The sequence below is a fragment of the Paenibacillus sp. FSL E2-8871 genome, from assembly GCF_038000345.1.
In the GTDB taxonomy this organism is placed as follows: Bacteria; Bacillota; Bacilli; order Paenibacillales; family Paenibacillaceae; genus Paenibacillus_AQ.
The window spans coordinates 5,652,468-5,670,018 of sequence record NZ_JBBOBV010000001.1; the positions used below are offsets into that span (position 1 = coordinate 5,652,468).

Below are 17,551 nucleotides of genomic sequence, written 5' to 3' on the forward strand. Positions count from 1 at the left end.
TTATCTCATATATTCTACTGTCCAAAACTCATACTACCCACGGATTCCACCACAAACACAGGCACATATTGCTCTCCCATGTCCGTTCCAACAAGCTGATAACCGTTCTGATATTGACCACTAACTAACGCGTTACCTGTAACGGAACCCAAGTCTCCTTGAAGCAAAATATAAACCCCATTCGAGTAAGCCAGCTTATTACCGAAGTTATCTGCGACGATTTCACAGTGAAAAGATACCTTTTCAAAAGGATGAAGCGCTACATCGGAAGCTGAAATTACCGCATACTCCTGAACAATCTCAGCAAATTGATAGCTGCCATCTGCTTTACGATAACGTGCCGTCTGTCCAACGACACCGTCTCCGAGATCCGCGTTAGATACGAGTAAGGAATCAACGGACTGCAGTTCATAGCTATCTCCAGACACTGAAAACAACTGCGAAATACCATCCGATTTCATTTCATATGCTGTAAAAAGGGTACGTCCACCTTCGACCTCAGATTCAGCTAGAACCACAGGGGCACCAGAATCTGAAGAGGCAGTAAGCTGGTCATTAAAAGTTAGACTGCGCAGACTCTCGAATTTCGGTAAAATATTTCCAGTTAAAGTTATGACACTTTCGTCGCTATTCATTGCTGCATAATAGAGGACACCATTGCTATCCGTTCCAGCCACAATGACCTTCTTATCGTGTAGTCCCTTGCTGGAGATGACGTTCCCATATCTGCCTTGCTCTTCACCGCCCGGGAGAAGGCGCACAGGCTCGGCAATATTCCAAGCCAATCTTGTAACGGCAATGATTGAAGAAGTATCCTCTAACGGAGCAAGATCACTGTATAGCTGAATAGCTTCAGCATATTGACCTTTACTGGTCATGCGCTTGGCATTTTTAAGTAGTTTAGTTTTACTAGTATCTACTAAGGTTAGTACTTTAGATGAAGTAATCCCTGCCGATCCTGCAAAATTACGATAAGCAACAGCATGCCCAGCAAAGGCGGTGATGTTATCGCTCTCTAGATCTTTGTTCAGGATGATCTTTCCGCTACTTTCTGCCTGCCCAAGTACCCATGGCGCTTCGTAACTATGCTGGCTGTAAGCATTCATCATGGAGAGGGTGCTCTCCAGCATGCCTGTAAAGTTTCCTGTGCCTGCTAAGGCTTTTAGTTTAGCTGTATCATGACTTTTGAACTTGGAGGCTAGCAACTCCTCCTTGGATGCAGCGCTTCCGTAATAGGCATCGGGAATCTGCAACAGATTCCATTTAAAAGTGTATTCTTCACTCTTGTTTCCGTCTTGGCTCTGAGCAAGTTCGGTAAGAAACTGCTCCTTAAATTCTCGGAAGTAGGTTGTGAACTGGTCAGAAATGCCTGAATCGGTCGATAACTGGCGATAATAGGATTCATAAGGACCACCGGGCTTCATATATGTAGCTTTTAAGCTGAGGAGAGTATCATAACTTTTCATAAATCCGGTGAAATCTTTAGTCGCAGCTTGTGCTTTAGCGGAAGATACCAAGGCCTTCAAACCTTGGCGGATGGCCGTGATTGGTGACAGCTCATCAAGTCGCTTCGCAACCTTTTCTTCCATATAAAGAATGGAATGGTTTGCCGCCGCTAGGTGATACTGATTCTCTGCACTTATCAGATCGCCAGCAGCATAGAGACGGTCGGCTTCCTTGGTTATTTGTATTTTGTCGGCGATGAGAAAAACCTTCTGTCCAAGCATCACAAACATACTTATACACAAAATGATCATAAAGTTTCGCAGGGTTATTAATTGTTTGAACGTCATATAGAGTAGCCTCTTTTTTCAAAATATAAGAAAGCATAGTTTCACATCATTCTTTATCCTTATATTTCACCGAGGAACAATTGCCATCAATAAGATGCCAATGCCGTTTCTTCTTGAAATATAAGAATGTCTATTGAACTTCCGGGTCCCAGCGGTATTTGGCTTCACGAATGTCCGCTACTCTTTGGTCCAAGCCATTCCATGGTTCATGGGGATTCGCAGCAATGAGTTTGGATAACCGCATAAAGCGGTCTTTAGGCAGATCTTGCACGTATCGGCCGATCATATTGGAATAGAGCAGGGTATAACGCTTCATTCTTACTGCAGCTCCGGCAACTCCCGTAAGGATGGTCATACCATTATTCATATGACGAATTTCTACTTCATAGTTCTTTACGTATCGCAGTGTACGATCTTTGATCAGATCAGGACGGACCTTAGCGATCTCGCCGATATATTCGGCTAGTAGCGGCTCGAAATCCTTAAGAAGAAGCTGCTCCAGTTCTAAATCCATATCTTTGCGAAGCAAAAATCCATGCAGCAAGGCGATACGTTGACGTGCGATCCGGTCACCACGAAGCAGGATGGAGAGTTCGCGTAGCTTCTCGTAGGCAAGCACATCATCCTCACGGAGTACGGAGACAGCCTCCTGACGGTTGATCTCCAGTCCCTCTTTGATGATGCCAATCCCTCGTCCAAGCAGCTCGTTAAGAGAACGAAGATTCTCGTTCTGCCGTGCTTTTCGCTGCGTATAGTACAATAGTCCAGCGAGGAGAATCCCTCCGGCACCACATAACATCATCTGCTCTATGCTATTCCCAAAATAGACGGAGGCTAGTGTAAGCAGTAAGATGAATAGGAGGCGCGTATGCATTTTTCTTCCTGCAATAGATGCAGCTTGCTTTTCTACCGTAATAAGTGAGTCTTTACTGCATTTGGTGCATCGATCTTCACCGAGAGCGGTGTATTGTCCGCAGTGGCGACAAATACGAAGCTTGTCATAAGCGTAACGCGGGGCCTTGAAAGGCCGGAAGGTAACGGGTCTTTTCTTATTCACGGCCTTTATCGCCTCCGTTCAAAGCGGCTAGCAGTCGATCGTTAATATCATCACGTGTCAGTGGTTTGCGCTGATGTGCGGCATAAATGGAAATCTGAATTACGGCAATTAGGAACGTAATCCCAAGAATGACGTATGAAATCATGGAACAGTCCTTTCTCATGGACGCCTTGCAGACCGGATGTCTCATAGAATGATAACTCTATGCATCATTGCTACTTTGGTCCGGCGGTCCTAAAGTTGAAGTTTACAAGGTTTAATTATATCATAATGGCATACTATTTACAGATTTTAGCGACAGTGCTGAAGCTGTCATATGTGCCTAATATAACACAAGAGGAGCCCTATTTATGCTTCGTAAATATCAAAGTATTAGAACAACCAAGACTCTCTTTCTACGTATCTTTCCGGCATTGCTCCTGGCTCTTTGTCTAGCTGCCTCGCCTTTTGCAGCGGTTCAGGCCTATGCGGCAACGTCGGCGCAATCTCACATTGATGCGGTGCTTCTTATCGATGTCAGCAACTCCATGAAGACTAGTGACAAGAATAAAGTCGCGAACGAAGCGATGAAAATGTTCATAGATATGCTATCCACCCAAGGTGATAAAGTAGGTATTGTTGCCTATACCGACAAGGTACAGCGGGAGAAGGCCCTGCTGGAAATTAACTCAGAGACAGATAAACAGGATTTGAAGGATTTTATTGATGGACTGGACCGTGGAGCTTATACCGACATTGCTGTCGGTGTGGAAGAAGCTGTGAAGGTGCTCCAGAATGGTAGCGATCCGAAACATGAGCCAATCATCGTAATGCTAGCTGACGGCAATAACGATTTCAACAAAACAACAGGCCGGACGCAAAGCGAATCGGATAAAGAACTGAACGCCGCTGTGGAGGTTGCCAAGAAGAATGGCTATCCCATTTATACGATTGGGCTTAATGCAGACGGCAAGCTGAATAAACAGAAACTCGCTGATCTGTCCACTGAGACAGGTGGTAAAGCATTTTCGACGGACTCCGCAGATGATCTTCCGCAAATACTTAGTGAAATTTTTGCTAGTCATCTGAAGCTAAAGGTAGTACCTGTGCAGTCGATCACTGCAAATGGGGATTATCAGGATGTGACCGTTAACGTGCCTAACGGCAGTGTTTTGGAAGCCAATATCTCAATTATGTCGTCACAGCCTGTGACCGCGAAATTAACGGACCCGTCAGGGAAAGAAGTTGCGATCCCCTCAAACAATGTCCTGCTGTCCAAGTCTTCTACTTATAGCTTGATTAAGCTACTGTCACCGCAGGAAGGAGATTGGAAGCTTCAGGTTAAAGGTGTGCCAAAGGATAAGATTGATATTAATCTAGTCTTTAACTATGACCTGGAGCTTAAGATCGATGCGCTGCCATCAGCAACCTATAAAAAGGGTGATAAAATCGACATCACCTCGCATCTGTTCAGCAACGGTACTCAGGTAACACTCAGTAATTTGTATCAAGATATGAAGGCGGTACTGCTTGCTACAGATATCGATACAGGTGATGTGCAAGAAATCGAACTGGATAACTCCGGGGATGTTTTTAAGGGCACCTTCGAGGTAAAAGAAAGCCATGACTATGAGCTGAAGGTTCGTGCAGAGGAAAGCAGTTTCTATCGTGAAAGTGCTCCTGTAAAAATCAGCGCGAAGGCAGGTGGCGCTGCAACTACCAGTCCTTCGACAGGAACGGGCAAAGAAGAACCTCTGAAAGAAGCTTCGTCCAATACCTTGTATTACATTATTGGTGGTATTCTTCTGGTGTTGGCAGCCGCTGCCGCATGGTATGTTCTGAATAAGAAATCGGCACGTGGTTTTGTTGGACAGCTGGTAATTGAGGTTAAAGACGGCAATACGGGTGAGAAGACCTACCCACAATATAAGAAACTTGCTGGATTCAGAGGCAAGTTCACCCTTCATCAGCTGCTGCAATTAGCGCCTGAGCTGAAGGAAAGCGAGAGCATTATTTTCACACCAGCTAAGAATGACCGATTGCTGTTACGCAGTGGAGAAGGTATTACTGTAGAGAGATCCGGACGTGCTGCGGATGCCTCGCGTGGTCTTGAGCTGAAGAGTGGTGACCGCGTTTCAGTGTCCCTGCACACGGTAGATAAGACGATTTATCTCGAATATTTAGTATAGAAGTGGTTTTGCAAGAAATCTGAAGTACAGCTTCCGCAAAACTTTTAGGAGGATAAAGCATATGAAACCAGTAGTAAGAGAGCATATACAGCAATTGGATGTATCACTAGGCGGCGGGATTGTCAGCGATAAAATCAGGGTGGATACGATTGATAATCCGATCCTGATTATTGGACTAGGCGGCACGGGCATTGATGCCCTGCTGCGTCTTAAATATCAGATTAACCGCCGCTTTAAGCTGCCGGAAGATCCGATATCCAAGAAGAAGCGGGACAAGCCGGATAATGTAGAGTTTCTAGCTTTTGAAACGAATGAACAGGATCGCGGAAAAAAATACAAAGGGATCGGACTCGATCCACAGAATGAATTTGTATTGCTGGCGAATGCTGAAATCGGCGGATTGCTGCAGAACCGCAGTATCCTTGATTCGTACATCACGGATTGGCTGTCACCCGAGCTGAGTATCACAGATGGTATGAACGGTGCCGCTGGTGTGCGGCAGGCTGGACGTCTGCTCTTGTTCACCAAGATTAATCAGGTTGTAGGAGCGATTGATAAGAAGATCAAGACCTTATCCGTAGGCACGAACAAAAAGCTGATGGTCTTCCTTTTGACAGGTCTGTCAGGGGGTACAGGTAGTGGAGCGTTCCTTGATATTGCCTATATCGTACGCGGTATTATTGAACGTGATTATGGATCAGCCGGTATTGACCGTGTGAACACTCTGGGTTATCTCTTTACACCGGACGTGAACCTGTCTAATAAAAGCCTAAGCGAGCACACGCGTGAATATATTCGCAAGAACGGTTATGCGGCGCTAAAAGAGCTGGATTACTGGATGAATGTGGACAGCCGTGGCGAGCGATTCCAGCAGCAATACGGAAATATTTTAACGGTAAATTCACCGTTGGCTCCATTTAATCTATGCCATTTGATCTCTGCAACGAATACCGAAGGTAAACTGCTAGAGAATGCGTATGATTACTGTATGAATGTAACAGCTGAGAACATCACGAACTTTATGGCGAGTGAAGAAAAAGCGTCTGGCGAAGAATTCGCCATCCATGACTATATCAGTAATATCCGCACCAATATTGCGCAGATGAATAAGACTTATCCAGCTAACTATGAGTACAACATTATCGGTGCCTCGTCTGCCGTGCTTCCGATTGAGGAAATGACGACTTATCTGGCCTTCCGTTTGTTTGATAAAATGGAAAAAATGTTCCAGCAGGCGCCTGGTCAAGAGGATGTAGAGAAATTCGCACGTAAGCTTGGGATTGATCTCGACAGTATGATTAAAACCTTTGAATCCCGAGTGCCTGAGCCATTGCCAGGTTACGAGAACAGCGAACGCCTGAGTCATGCCAATGTAGTCAAGAATCAAGTGGTAAGTATGGATACAGAGCTGGAGCAGAACTTCCTGGCTCGTGCCCGTGAGGAATATATTAAATCGAAAAAGCAGCTGCCTGGCGAAATTGTTGGACGTTTCAGTGAAGAGCTGGAGCGCATCTTCCTGCACCCAGAGCAAGGGCCGTTCTACGTTTCCCGCCTGCTGTACACCGAGAAGGGCTTCTGTATTTTGAAGCTGATTCAGTCTTATATTGAGGCTTTACGTGAAAGCTTGCTGCGTCTGCCACGCGATATCGAGACGGCACAGGACAGTGCGGATGAGAAGCTGAGCGATGCACGCAGTGCTTTTGTATCCAAAGAGAAGAAGAAAAATGCCTATATTGACGCTAAAATCAATGAGTATTGGCTGCATGCCGATGTAGAACGTACTGAGCAAATGATTCAATTTTATGAGGACTTATACGAGCTCTTAAACGATGAAAACAGCCGGATTTATGGTGTGTTTACGGAGATTCTTAGTGCGCTTAGCTCGATTTTTGCCAAGAATGGGGACATCCTTATCAATGGTGAAGAGCAAGCGGATTATAAAGGAAACAAAACTTATTATTGGAACATTGTTAACGTGCCGGATATTTCGGCGACGATCTCCAAAATCATGGATCAGAAGGACGGCGACGACTTGATTCGCGACTTCACCCGTGAAATGCTGAAGCATTCCGGACGTTGGGTTAAGGAACAGGAGATTGATATCGTTCGCTCGATTTCAGAGTTCCTTAGTGATAAGTTCGGGGATCTGATCACCCGTTCGATGGAAGATTTCCTTGTGATGAAATTCGGCCATGAAGAGCCGCTGGATAAGTTCGTAGAGCGGATTATTGCCGGTAAATTGGACGAAGAGGCTGTGCCTACCTTCCACCTTAGCAACAGCTCGGGCAGCTTGCATTTCCCATCATGGGGCTTCGTTTCCGTACCTGTTAAAGCACCTGGCATCCTGAAAGGGATTCGTAATTATCAGAATAATGCGCTTGGAAAATCACAATTTACAATCAAAGAAAGCCAAGTGAAAAACCGTATTTTCTGGCTTAACACCCGCAACGGTGTGCCACTCTTCGTATACACGCCGCTGCGGGTGTTTGAAGAGAACTATGAGCGGACCATTCTCGATAAGGAAGGGATCGGCCGCCATCTGGTGATGACGGATAAGAATAACTGGACGTATCTGCCTTCTCCGATTCCGGAAAAATCATGGGGTGACACCTACGTCAATTCTCGTGTACGTGATTATAACGCACGTGTGCGTGCAGACTTTGCAAAGGCGTTGGCAAGCGGAGTGATCATCGAAAAAGGTGTAGACGAGAACACAAGCAACAGATACTCTGTTGTGTTCACGAAACCATTTGATATGGATGCTCTATTGAGTGGATTTGATATGCAGTTAAATTCTTCACGTCCGAATCTCGGAGAAGTGAAGAAGGCGGCTGATGAACTTAAGAATCTGCGCGAGAAGGGCTTGGAACGCGAAGGCATTAAAGATATTTTTGGCAGCATTAACAAAGAAATGGCACAGGAGAATCTAATTCGTTCACCGCAGCTGATTTCTCGTGTTCGTGTTGAGCTAGCCAAATATGCTGAGCTGACTGCAAAAGCAACGGAGCTTGAAGGGCTGCTCCATCAATATCTGGACGAAGACAAGTGGATGGACCAATTCATCGAGGCGTTGTATACGGACAGCATTATCAAGAAAGGCGCACTCTACGTTTATGATCGTGATGAAGAAGAGGACGCTTGGGAGCCGTTTGCCAACTTGATGAAAGAACGTAGCTACGTGGAATATGCCGTGTACCGTCATTTCCGGGAGCTGGATGAGAAGAGCCGCAGCGTTCTGCTGCGTAAGGCAGCTCGTCGTGCGAGTGAAATGACTGCTGCTGAAGACGTAACCCCATTGCTCTATAAGCTGGAAGGGCTGTATGTATCCTTCCTTGAAGCACGCGACAGCTTGGAGTATGAACGGGTAGAGTATGAGAGCGGCGATGAGATGTATAGTTTCTACAAGAGTATGACTAGCAAACTCGGCAGCATCCGCAGAAAGTTGAAATAGGCCTATGATCAAAACACTGGCATTATCTTATGGTGAACAATATGCGGTACAGGAAGAGGCACAGCGCAGTAAAGGGGATGGACGCAGCAGCATCCATTACCCTGCCCTGTTTCTGTTCGTAGGCGACAAGGTTGCTCCGGCCATCGGTCCGGTGCTGGATAGCTGCGAACGAAAATGGGATAACGCCGGCGGTGTTATGGCATTACATGCTGTGTCAGGCACGAAGAGTGAGGACACAGACAGAAGTAAGAAGGGCTCTGATGCAGGAGGAAAAGACCGGGTGCTGGCCATGGCCTTGCCGGATATGGCAGGGTCAGATCCACGCACTGTGCGTCATGAACTATACCGCAAGTTTCATGAGGATACACGTTACCTTGCTGACATGAATAAAGTTATCCGGCGGCTGAGCAACAGTATAGCGGATTATGGACGGCTATATTCATCTTTTGACGTGATCCATCTCTCTATCATTACGCGGGTCGATGACCCGCTTAATGTATTGTTGCCAGAAATTACACTACTGGCTCGAGCAATACTCAGCCAGTCCTTCAAGTCGGTACAGACGGATCTCTACGCTTTAATCAATGAGCGGGAGCAAGGGGATAATTTTGGATATTCCAGCTCAGTAGGGCTGGCTTTTCTGCGTGAATTGGACAGAATGCAAGCTACGGACTATACGTTTAATGCACCGCTGCTTGTAACCGAGGATGGTCTGTCGATTCCAGTAAGTCATGGTCCTTCCGCTTTATTTGACCTTGTGTATCTGCTCTCCGATAAGAATGAGCGCGGCATGATGTCGGCTCACGGCATGGATGATAACTATGAGATCATCTCCCATATTAGCCTACTTAAGAATCGTGTCCGCCCGACTTCTGATCAAGCTACAGGACACGGTGGTTATAACAATATGACCTTCAAAAGCGGTATTAGAGGTAGCACAGGAAGACAAGGCTACGCCTCCGCAGGCTTTTCTGGCGTGAGAAGACCTAATGTCCAAATTGCCTTGGCCGTGCTGTATCACGCCTTCCGGCGCCTTGCAGCGGATATGCGCGAGGGTAGTCCATGGACTATGCGCGAGCGTCAATCTCTATTAGGGCTGGATCCTGATAGTTTGCGGGAGCATAGGGCGCAGCTAGTCCCGGAGAAAGACGGCCTTAGTGAAATGACGGGGCTAATGAGCCATGGACGTCCGTCCTACAATGAGCTGAAGCAGTTGTCACTTCGTGAAGCTGAACAACAGCTGTTCGGTGATGGGGGCGAAGCTTATTTCCGTAATAATTTTGTCGCAGAGTCTAACCGGAGAGTAGAAGGTATTCATCCTCTTCGTGGATGGCGCACCCTATTGGCGGCACAGGAAACAGCTACGCCAGCAGTAACATTCTATCAGCTTGCGGAGTGGACAGCTGATCGCGATGAGGGTGGCAGTGTGCTGCATGCTTTGCGTCAGCATATGACTGGATTGCGTTCAGCACTTGTCTCCGCGCAGGATGAGCTTGAGGATCTTTATGCGGAAAGTGTGGAGCGCCAACCGTTCCAGCGTGTGCCGCTTTTTGACAAACGAACGGTACGCAACTTCATTCATTACTTATTCTCTGCGGTATATGGCAAAAAATATGAGCTATTATGTATGGAAAGTGAGCTTGCGCTGTGCAGTCGTTTGGAATCTGCGCTTGAGCAGCTTCACGTGGAATGTGTGGCCCGTGTGAAAGCTATGGAGACGCTCGAAGAAGAGCTACGTATTACTGTGATGGACAGCATTGGGCGAACGAACGAAACCACTGGCCAGAACGTGATGGAATACTATCGAGTTGTCACAGAAGAAGTAATGAAAGAGATCGAGACCCGGCGTGGGCCAGGAATATTCTTTAGTGACAAGTACATGGGTAGCATTTCTAAGCTTTTAGAGCAAGGCAAAGAAGCGGTAGCGGAGCGTTTGATTGGCATTTGTCAGCGGGAAATATTAACGGCTGATCCGTTTGCTATATCTTTCGAAGAAGAATTGCTGCGGCGTGCAAATGTTGCGGCTGCTTATGAGAACCGTCAGGTTCTATCCAAGGAAGAATTGTTCAAGCGTCTGTACCATAATCTGGAGGATAGCGCGACGATCAATGTTCGACTGTTCGAATACACGCAAGAGCATCGTCATGAGGAAAAATATTTCTTCGGAGACAGCGCATCTGAATTCCTGCGCTATGCATTTGGTGTGGATGAGACGACCCGCATTTATCGCTTAGGCTTTGTGCATGAACAGCGCAGGAGCGGAGTGGAGAAGTTAAATCTGATGGGTGGTTTCCATTTAGAAGACCTGCTCTATTACCGTAATGGTAAGGTTTATTATGAAACCTATGCTCAGAATGGCTATCAGCTTCATGGGGTGAGTGAAGAGCAGCTTCCCGAGATGCGCTGATGGCGTAATAGATGGGTACCCTCACTTTGAGTCTCTTTATTGCACTTTGTGCAATAGATTCATCGGATATAACCTTTAATTAGAGTTCTGTTGTATTTGATACAATAGATTTAAGTAGATTTCTGGAATAGGGACATTTCTCCTTATTTCCAATGCACATTATGCAATAGAATAGAAATAGATGTTTCTTTTATTCCATTCTATTGCACAAAGTGCAATCTGGGGGATGATTACACATCCGGGCAGCCCGTTAATCGGGTTACATAACCCCCGAACAATGTTAAGGCCATAAGAGTACAATTCAGGTTTCTCCCGGAAAGGAAGTATAACGATGCAGAGAAAAATCAATCTGCTCCTGCTCTTCTTCAGTCTGATCGGCGGCGGGGTCGCCTTTCTTTTTGGCGAGTGGCTGCTAAGCTGGTACAACGATCTGCCTTCCATCTTGCTCGTAGGCATTTATTTTGCCATAGTAGCACTCGGTATCGGCATCGGTTGTCTGCTTGCAGAAATGATCTCGCCACGGCTGAACGGAGCCTCGTGGAAGCAGCGCTACCTAGGTTTATCCTGGAAGCTCCTGCCTCTGATGATTGTCCTTGCACTTGGAGTTGGAGCATTAACAGAATTCGTTTATGAGCTGAATTTTGGCGGTGCTAAACCGGTTAAAAATGTTGTAATGGCTATCGATGACTCTGGCAGTATGGCGCAGAGTGATCCTGATAACAGCCGTTATTCAGCCGCTAAGGCGTTAATTGCGAGAATGGACAATGACAATCAGGTAGCGGTGGTGACATTTAATCACGAAGCTGTAGTCGTCCAGCCGTTAACACCACTCTCGGATTCGCAGAATCGTGAGAAGGTGTTGACTGCCATTGATAATCTGAAACCAACTGAGGGTGGCACGAACATAAGTGGTGCGATCTCGGAAGCACTTAAGGAGATAGACAGTGACGGCAGAAAAAATCAAGGCGCTATGGTCATCTTGCTGTCGGACGGAGTGAGTAATTTCGACACCTCACGAGAATTACAGACCTATATAGATCGTGGAATTGCCGTAAATACCATTGGTCTGGGGATGCAGGATCCTGCCGGTACCCAGTTGCTGCAGGATATTGCGAAAATAACGGGCGGTCACTATTATGATGTGACAGATACGGCTCTTTTGGGTGATGTATTCCAGCAAATCTATGATCGTTTGGGAGATCGGACATTGCTTACGGTGCGTAGTGATGCTACGGCAGATAGTCCATACTATGCTGCAGTTCGTATTTTGTCGCTGATGCTAATCGGTGCTGCACTTGGACTCGGTCTTGGTATTATGTTTGATAACCGTCATTTAGCAAAAAGCTTCGGGATTGGCGGTGTGATCTCAGGGTTGTTCGCAGGGCTTATTCTGGAATTTGGACTTAGCGGGCACAATTTCACTGACGGCCTAATTCGCCTCCTTGCTGTTCTTATATTGGCTGCAATCATCTCATTATTTACAGGCGTCATTCCGGTAGGTGAAGGACGTATTTACCGTAATAGAAGAAATAATGCAGCTCCTAATCCACCGTCAGAAAGCTTTCCTGATCGACGGAGAAATCGGAATAGCAAAGGATTCTAGTAGTTGAAAGGGGTTTACAGTGATGAGGTACGCCGAGGATAATGCTTCCGCTCTGGTAATAACGGATGTGACATCTCAAGTGGATGAACGGTTCTGTACGCTGAGATGGCGCTGGCCGGACGGCGTGCAGGCGGTGTACATCCATAAGACCTCCGCAGAAGAGGTTTCTATTGGCACCGGGGATATTCCTCCGGTCGGAATGAAGCTCTACACTCGTGAGGAATACAAATCTAACAATGGATACCGTGATCGATTGGATGAGATCGGCCTAGTCTCCTATACCATATACGCTCGCCTTGCTGAGAACGGAGAGACACTGCTGGTGAGGCAAAATGACGGTGCGAACCGTGTGGTGGTCAGTGCAGGCAAAGCCAGAATCTATTATTCCGTTCAACAAAAAAGAGGATTATTCGGAAAACAAAAGACCGTACATATGGCGATTACGGCAGAAGTTCCAGTGGCTCGAGATGTCCTCTGTTATGTTAAGAAACGGGGAGGACATCCGGCAGGGAAAGAGGATGGTATTCTCTTTCCCTTTGTACAGGATTTCGCCCCTGGACGCAATGTACTCCCGCCGATTGAGATCGGTAAGGATGATTTTGTACGCATCTTTTTCACCGACGGTCCTAGGTATGGGCTTTATTACGAGCTGGTGCCGGAGTAAGATCAGTCTATGCGTACAAGCGAGTGTTGGACAATGCCTGTCCATAGCAAGATACGCAGATACAACTTTTGGGAGGATGAGTAGATGTCTTTTTTTAGCCGTTTTATGAAAAAGAATCAGCCGGAGCCAAGGCCGCTTTTTTATGATATTGTGTGTCCGTATTGCTTCACTAAGTTCTCTCCGGAGGATGTAGTCTTTCGGGCTATGCATAGCCGAGAGGACGATGAGAATTACGCGCTGGGCGAGGATGATGCCTTGAATAAATACCGTGAGCGCTTTGGGCTCGATACGGTGGATGACATAGAAGCAATCATTAATCCGGCGGATATTCCGGAAGAATACCATCATTATACCGATCATGTGTTAACAGGGCTTACGGATCGTTATGGAGTGCTTACACGCAGACGGCTATGTCCATCTTGCCATAACGAGCTGCCTGTGACTGCAGGTAAGGTTCCAAGTAACATTATCTCGATTATCGGAGCCTCCCAAGTCGGGAAGTCGGTATACATGACCGCGCTGATTCATACCTTGCAGCATACGACAGCAGGTCATTTTGATGCCGCTTGTATGCCGCTCAACGCGGAGATTAGCCGTAAGTTCCGTACGCTCTATGAAGAACCGCTGTTTGAACGCGGGGATCTGCTAGCTTCCACACAGAAGGAGAAAATGCAGGAGCCGTTTATCTTTCAATTTGTTTTTAAGGATGAAGAAAAGCCGCCGCTGACACTTGTGTTCTTTGATGTAGCGGGTGAGGGCATGGTGGATCAGGATTATCTCGGACTACACGGTCAACATATTAAGAACTCTGCCGGTATTCTGTTTATGGTCGATCCGCTGCAAATCCGTTCGATCCGTGAGAAGATTCATATTAATATCGGTGATCGCCCGGGCGAATGGGTCTCGCAATATGACGAGCCGCGTGATGTTGTGCTGACGATGTTCGGTGATTTTATTGCCTATCAGGAAAAGAGCAAAACTGACATTCCAACAGCAGTCGTTCTTGCGAAAAGTGATATGCTGCATTCGCTGAAGGATGAGGATGGCGATTACATCAAGTCCAACAGTAATGTGTTCAATAACTATGTCCATCGCAAAACATTGAATATGGATGAATTCCATAACATCGACGGAGAAATCCGCAGATTTATTGGTAAGGTGGACAGACCTTTTAAAGATACGATGGATGTGTACTTCTCGAATACAGGCTATTTTGCGGTATCTGCGTTGGGCAGTAATCCTGTGAATCAGAAGATTGAGGGTGTAGTAAGCCCGATTCGTGTAGACGAGCCGTTTATTTGGCTGCTGCATAAGCTGAAGTATATTGAGGGGAGCGACGGCCCGTGAATGTTTTCTCAGGGTCTAAGATCGCCCAACAAATGTATACCCGCGAACGCCGCGGATTATTTCGTTCCACTGAAGGTTTTGATACAGTAGCGAAATCGGACAGTCTGGACAATAATTTTATCAAAAAAACACTGCATCCCTTCTGTCTTTACGATGCTCCAGCAGAGCTGGCCGCGCGTGGGGAGAAGGATGAGACTCTATATCCTAGTGCGCTGCACCTGTTCCATGCAGAGAATGGCGACACGGTTCTTGGGACGAGTCGTTATCAAGCGACGGATTTTACGGGCCAGCGGAGCGCCTTTTTTGCACATAACTTTGTAGTTCCGGCCTCACGTTCAGAGGAGATTATTCAGAGCTACGGGGACTTTCTGCATGCTGATTTCGCAAAAAGTTATGAAGGAGAGCTGGGCGGAACCTTGCCGGAGCTGTCTGCTATTCCAGTTATACGTACGGATCGCCGACCTGATCCTATAGCGGGATTACGCTTGTTAGGGATTGATGAAGGGATATTTAAGGCATTGCTGCAAGCGGTGATGCTCTCTGTGGCAGGTAAGAAAAAAATCTATATCGCTCTAAATGTACCTATCACGGAGCTGTCCGCACGTGCGGTGGAGCTTACAGAGATTTTATATAGCGTGCTGCCGTATGAATTCCGCCGCAGATTAGGTGTGATTACGTATGCGAATGAACCGCAAAGCCGTAAATATATTCATCTTAGCTTTGTGGAAAAAGGTTCGCTCCGTCCCGGTGATCGCAGCATCGAGAAGGACTTTACATTCGATTTGGTTTCAGGTCGGATGGGGAATGTAGATTTTGGCGAGTCCCGTCAGCCGTATGCTGATCTGGTTTGGAAGCTTTTACTTTTGAATCCAGGAGATCTCGACGATTTCGTAAGTTTTGCCGATCAGATCCTGCGTGGAGAAAGCTCTGAGCATAAACTATCGCTCGCTCTCTATAATGAGTTAGCCGTATTTTATGAGATTGAGCAGGGGAATGAGCACTTATATACAGAGAACAAGAGCGCGGTGCTGAGTGGATTGCTCTCTTATCTTAAAGCGGAGGGGGCTATTCATTCCAGAATCCGACTGAATGATATTTTCTTGGAGCGATTCGACCGAGAATTTGATTTAGTCCGGCAAAGGAATGTCCCGGATCCTGAGATTATGGAGTGCTTTAAGGATTATTTTCTGCTCAAGGATCATAATTACAAAGTTAGAATCGTTGATTATTTCATTAATGGAATGCTTCACAGCGTGGAAGCAGGACGCAAAGATGTTCTCAATGCAGCTTACGGCATCATTGAGGGTACTGATGAGCTAAGTGCTGCTTTTTTTCAACGGGTAATGTCTGAAACGTATTTCCGCAAGCAGCTATTAGAGCCTTATATGGAATCAAGACTAGTTGCTGCATCTAAATCTGTGGATATTCTGAATTTTGTACTCCACTGGGGCCGTTTTCTGCCAGCTGCGTTAGAGCAGCCTTTTGCTCAGGATGCAGTAAGGGATTATTTGCTAGAAAAGCTACAACTGGAGACTGATCCGGTTGCTGCGGTGGCGGAAATTCATGGCACTGTAGATAAAGCGGAGAAAGATCGACGTAGAGGGACAGGCGTATCTCCTAAAGTACTCTCGCTCATGCAGGATCTGGCAGCATCTGCAGACAGATTCTTGCTGAACCGGCTATCCCTTACTGAAATGACGCAGGAGGACTTACTGGAGGTTGTTTTCTTACGTTATGGCAATGTCGTGGATTGGCAGCCGCCACTAGATAGAATTAGCAAGCAGAAAGAAAATGCACTCCGCGCTGCTTATCGCTGGTTTGGTGAAGAGAAGCCGAATGAAGAGATTTTTGCAGGCTTATCTCCAAAGGAGCTGGACGATGTACAACTGCTCGGTCGCCGTTTACTGAAGGAAGCCCGAGTGCTAGAGCCTTTTGAACGTCTGCCTCTAGCTTTCTACTACACCAGTCAGCGCGAGGGTGGTCCACTGGATTATGACGCACTCTTGGAATTAGTAAAGCATAAAGCCGGTACCGATAAGGATGTTATCTATCGATTCTTTGCATGGTCTCAAGGAAATTCTTTATTTACGATATCGAATAAAAAGCTTTATCCGGGTTACCGCCGGGCGATTCTGAAGTATTTCCAGAGCAGTGACCGCGAAGCCTTCAAGAATCGTGAGTTCCGTAAAAGCTATGTTACTACAGCACGGCCTGCTCTTCAAAATGTGTACAATGAAGCTCGCTCCCAGCTCGCTTCCCCGCTGGCGCGCTGGATCAGCCGCAGTCGATTTCGACTCCTGATCTCCGGTTCCATCACGGGCATTCTGGTGATTATCGCAATTATCGTATTCAGTATGCTGCGTCCGGATGATCCAAAGACGGCTCTGCCGGGGACGAGCCCTGAGCCGACACCCGTTCAGAGTGCAGGCAATGAGCTACCTCCGGCTTCAGTATACTTGAAGGATCAGAGCGTCGAAGGAGATAAGGGGAGCAGCATATTGGTGTTCACGTTTGCCAAAGCTGATGATTGTGTGCAATTTAATCCGCCGGAGATTAGTCTGATGACTTCATCCAATGTGGTGGATAAGAGCTTTAAAGTCGCTGCTAGCCATGGAACTTGTCCAGTTCCGTCAGCGGATGCCACAGGCGCTAATTCTGAAACGGCTGAAGGTGCGGACGCTACTAACTCAGGAGCCGATGCCACACCTTCTCCAACGCCTTCATCTGATGCGGAGAATAACACAGTTGATCCATCCGCGACAGCTGTCACAGAAGGGGTACAGCCATCCTATCAGGTGGAGGTTACCTTAGAACCGGGAGCGACCATCGTAGAGAAAAGTATGATCAAGGCGGGAAGATTTACATTGATTGTAGATCCTGCTCCAAAGGATACACTGGGTGTTAACTCAAGTGCTGAACCTTCTCCAACTGCAAGTCCGGAAGGAACAGCTGAATAAAGGAATTTCTGATCAGCAGGACGATGCCGAAAGGTTTGGTTCTGCTGTTCTTTTTTTTATTAATCATACAAAGCTTTTCTATAGACATGCTATGTATTAATAGA

Annotated in this window: 10 protein-coding genes; 7 read left to right on the forward strand and 3 right to left on the reverse strand. The window is 46.7% G+C overall.

Annotated features, from left to right (window positions below):
• Positions 1 to 14 precede the first annotated feature (14 nt).
• The 3 genes from NYE25_RS25435 to NYE25_RS25445 form a co-directional block, all read right to left on the reverse strand.
• The gene (locus NYE25_RS25435) at positions 15 to 1,793 is read right to left on the reverse strand and encodes a hypothetical protein (protein WP_341147155.1); all 1,779 of its coding nucleotides are present in this window, start codon (positions 1,791 to 1,793) and stop codon (positions 15 to 17) included.
• A gap of 130 nt (positions 1,794 to 1,923) precedes the next feature.
• Positions 1,924 to 2,850 (reverse strand): hypothetical protein, encoded by a 927-nt coding sequence (locus NYE25_RS25440; protein WP_341147156.1) that lies wholly within the window; start codon positions 2,848 to 2,850, stop codon positions 1,924 to 1,926.
• On the reverse strand, positions 2,843 to 2,995 hold the full coding sequence (locus tag NYE25_RS25445; protein WP_155986556.1) for a hypothetical protein: 153 nt from the start codon (positions 2,993 to 2,995) through the stop codon (positions 2,843 to 2,845). Before NYE25_RS25445 ends, NYE25_RS25440 begins: the two co-directional genes overlap by 8 nt.
• Positions 2,996 to 3,200: 205 nt before the next feature.
• On the opposite strand from NYE25_RS25445, the gene NYE25_RS25450 reads away from it, so the two are divergent.
• From NYE25_RS25450 to NYE25_RS25480, 7 genes are all read left to right on the forward strand, one after another.
• On the forward strand, positions 3,201 to 5,018 hold the full coding sequence (locus tag NYE25_RS25450; RefSeq protein WP_341147157.1) for a vWA domain-containing protein: 1,818 nt from the start codon (positions 3,201 to 3,203) through the stop codon (positions 5,016 to 5,018).
• 61 nt (positions 5,019 to 5,079) lie between these two features.
• A complete protein-coding gene (locus NYE25_RS25455; RefSeq protein WP_076299116.1) occupies positions 5,080 to 8,469 on the forward strand; it encodes a tubulin-like doman-containing protein in 3,390 nt (1,129 codons plus the stop codon).
• A 4-nt stretch (positions 8,470 to 8,473) separates the two neighbouring features.
• Positions 8,474 to 10,876, forward strand: coding sequence for a transcription initiation factor TFIID (locus tag NYE25_RS25460; protein WP_341147158.1), 2,403 nt, complete (start codon positions 8,474 to 8,476; stop codon positions 10,874 to 10,876).
• Between the two features lie 331 nt (positions 10,877 to 11,207).
• Positions 11,208 to 12,479, forward strand: a complete 1,272-nt coding sequence (locus tag NYE25_RS25465) for a vWA domain-containing protein (protein ID WP_042185102.1) — start codon at positions 11,208 to 11,210, stop codon at positions 12,477 to 12,479.
• Between the two features lie 22 nt (positions 12,480 to 12,501).
• The gene (locus tag NYE25_RS25470; RefSeq protein WP_341147159.1) at positions 12,502 to 13,143 is read left to right on the forward strand and encodes a beta-mannanase; all 642 of its coding nucleotides are present in this window, start codon (positions 12,502 to 12,504) and stop codon (positions 13,141 to 13,143) included.
• Between the two features lie 84 nt (positions 13,144 to 13,227).
• Positions 13,228 to 14,490 carry a TRAFAC clade GTPase domain-containing protein gene (locus tag NYE25_RS25475; protein WP_042124368.1) on the forward strand — a complete coding sequence of 421 codons (1,263 nt, stop codon included), beginning with the start codon at positions 13,228 to 13,230 and terminating at the stop codon, positions 14,488 to 14,490.
• Positions 14,487 to 17,447, forward strand: a complete 2,961-nt coding sequence (locus NYE25_RS25480; RefSeq protein WP_341147160.1) for a GAP1-N2 domain-containing protein — start codon at positions 14,487 to 14,489, stop codon at positions 17,445 to 17,447. The genes NYE25_RS25475 and NYE25_RS25480 overlap by 4 nt, the downstream gene beginning before the upstream one ends.
• Positions 17,448 to 17,551: the final 104 nt, after the last annotated feature.

Coding starts and splice junctions, on each gene's coding strand:
- NYE25_RS25475 (WP_042124368.1), top strand. CDS start 13,228: ATGTCTTTTTTTAGCCGTTTTATGAAAAAGAATCAGCCGGAGCCAAGG.
- NYE25_RS25460 (WP_341147158.1), top strand. CDS start 8,474: ATGATCAAAACACTGGCATTATCTTATGGTGAACAATATGCGGTACAG.
- NYE25_RS25470 (WP_341147159.1), top strand. CDS start 12,502: ATGAGGTACGCCGAGGATAATGCTTCCGCTCTGGTAATAACGGATGTG.
- NYE25_RS25465 (WP_042185102.1), top strand. CDS start 11,208: ATGCAGAGAAAAATCAATCTGCTCCTGCTCTTCTTCAGTCTGATCGGC.
- NYE25_RS25435 (WP_341147155.1), bottom strand. CDS start 1,793: ATGACGTTCAAACAATTAATAACCCTGCGAAACTTTATGATCATTTTG.
- NYE25_RS25450 (WP_341147157.1), top strand. CDS start 3,201: ATGCTTCGTAAATATCAAAGTATTAGAACAACCAAGACTCTCTTTCTA.
- NYE25_RS25445 (WP_155986556.1), bottom strand. CDS start 2,995: ATGATTTCATACGTCATTCTTGGGATTACGTTCCTAATTGCCGTAATT.
- NYE25_RS25455 (WP_076299116.1), top strand. CDS start 5,080: ATGAAACCAGTAGTAAGAGAGCATATACAGCAATTGGATGTATCACTA.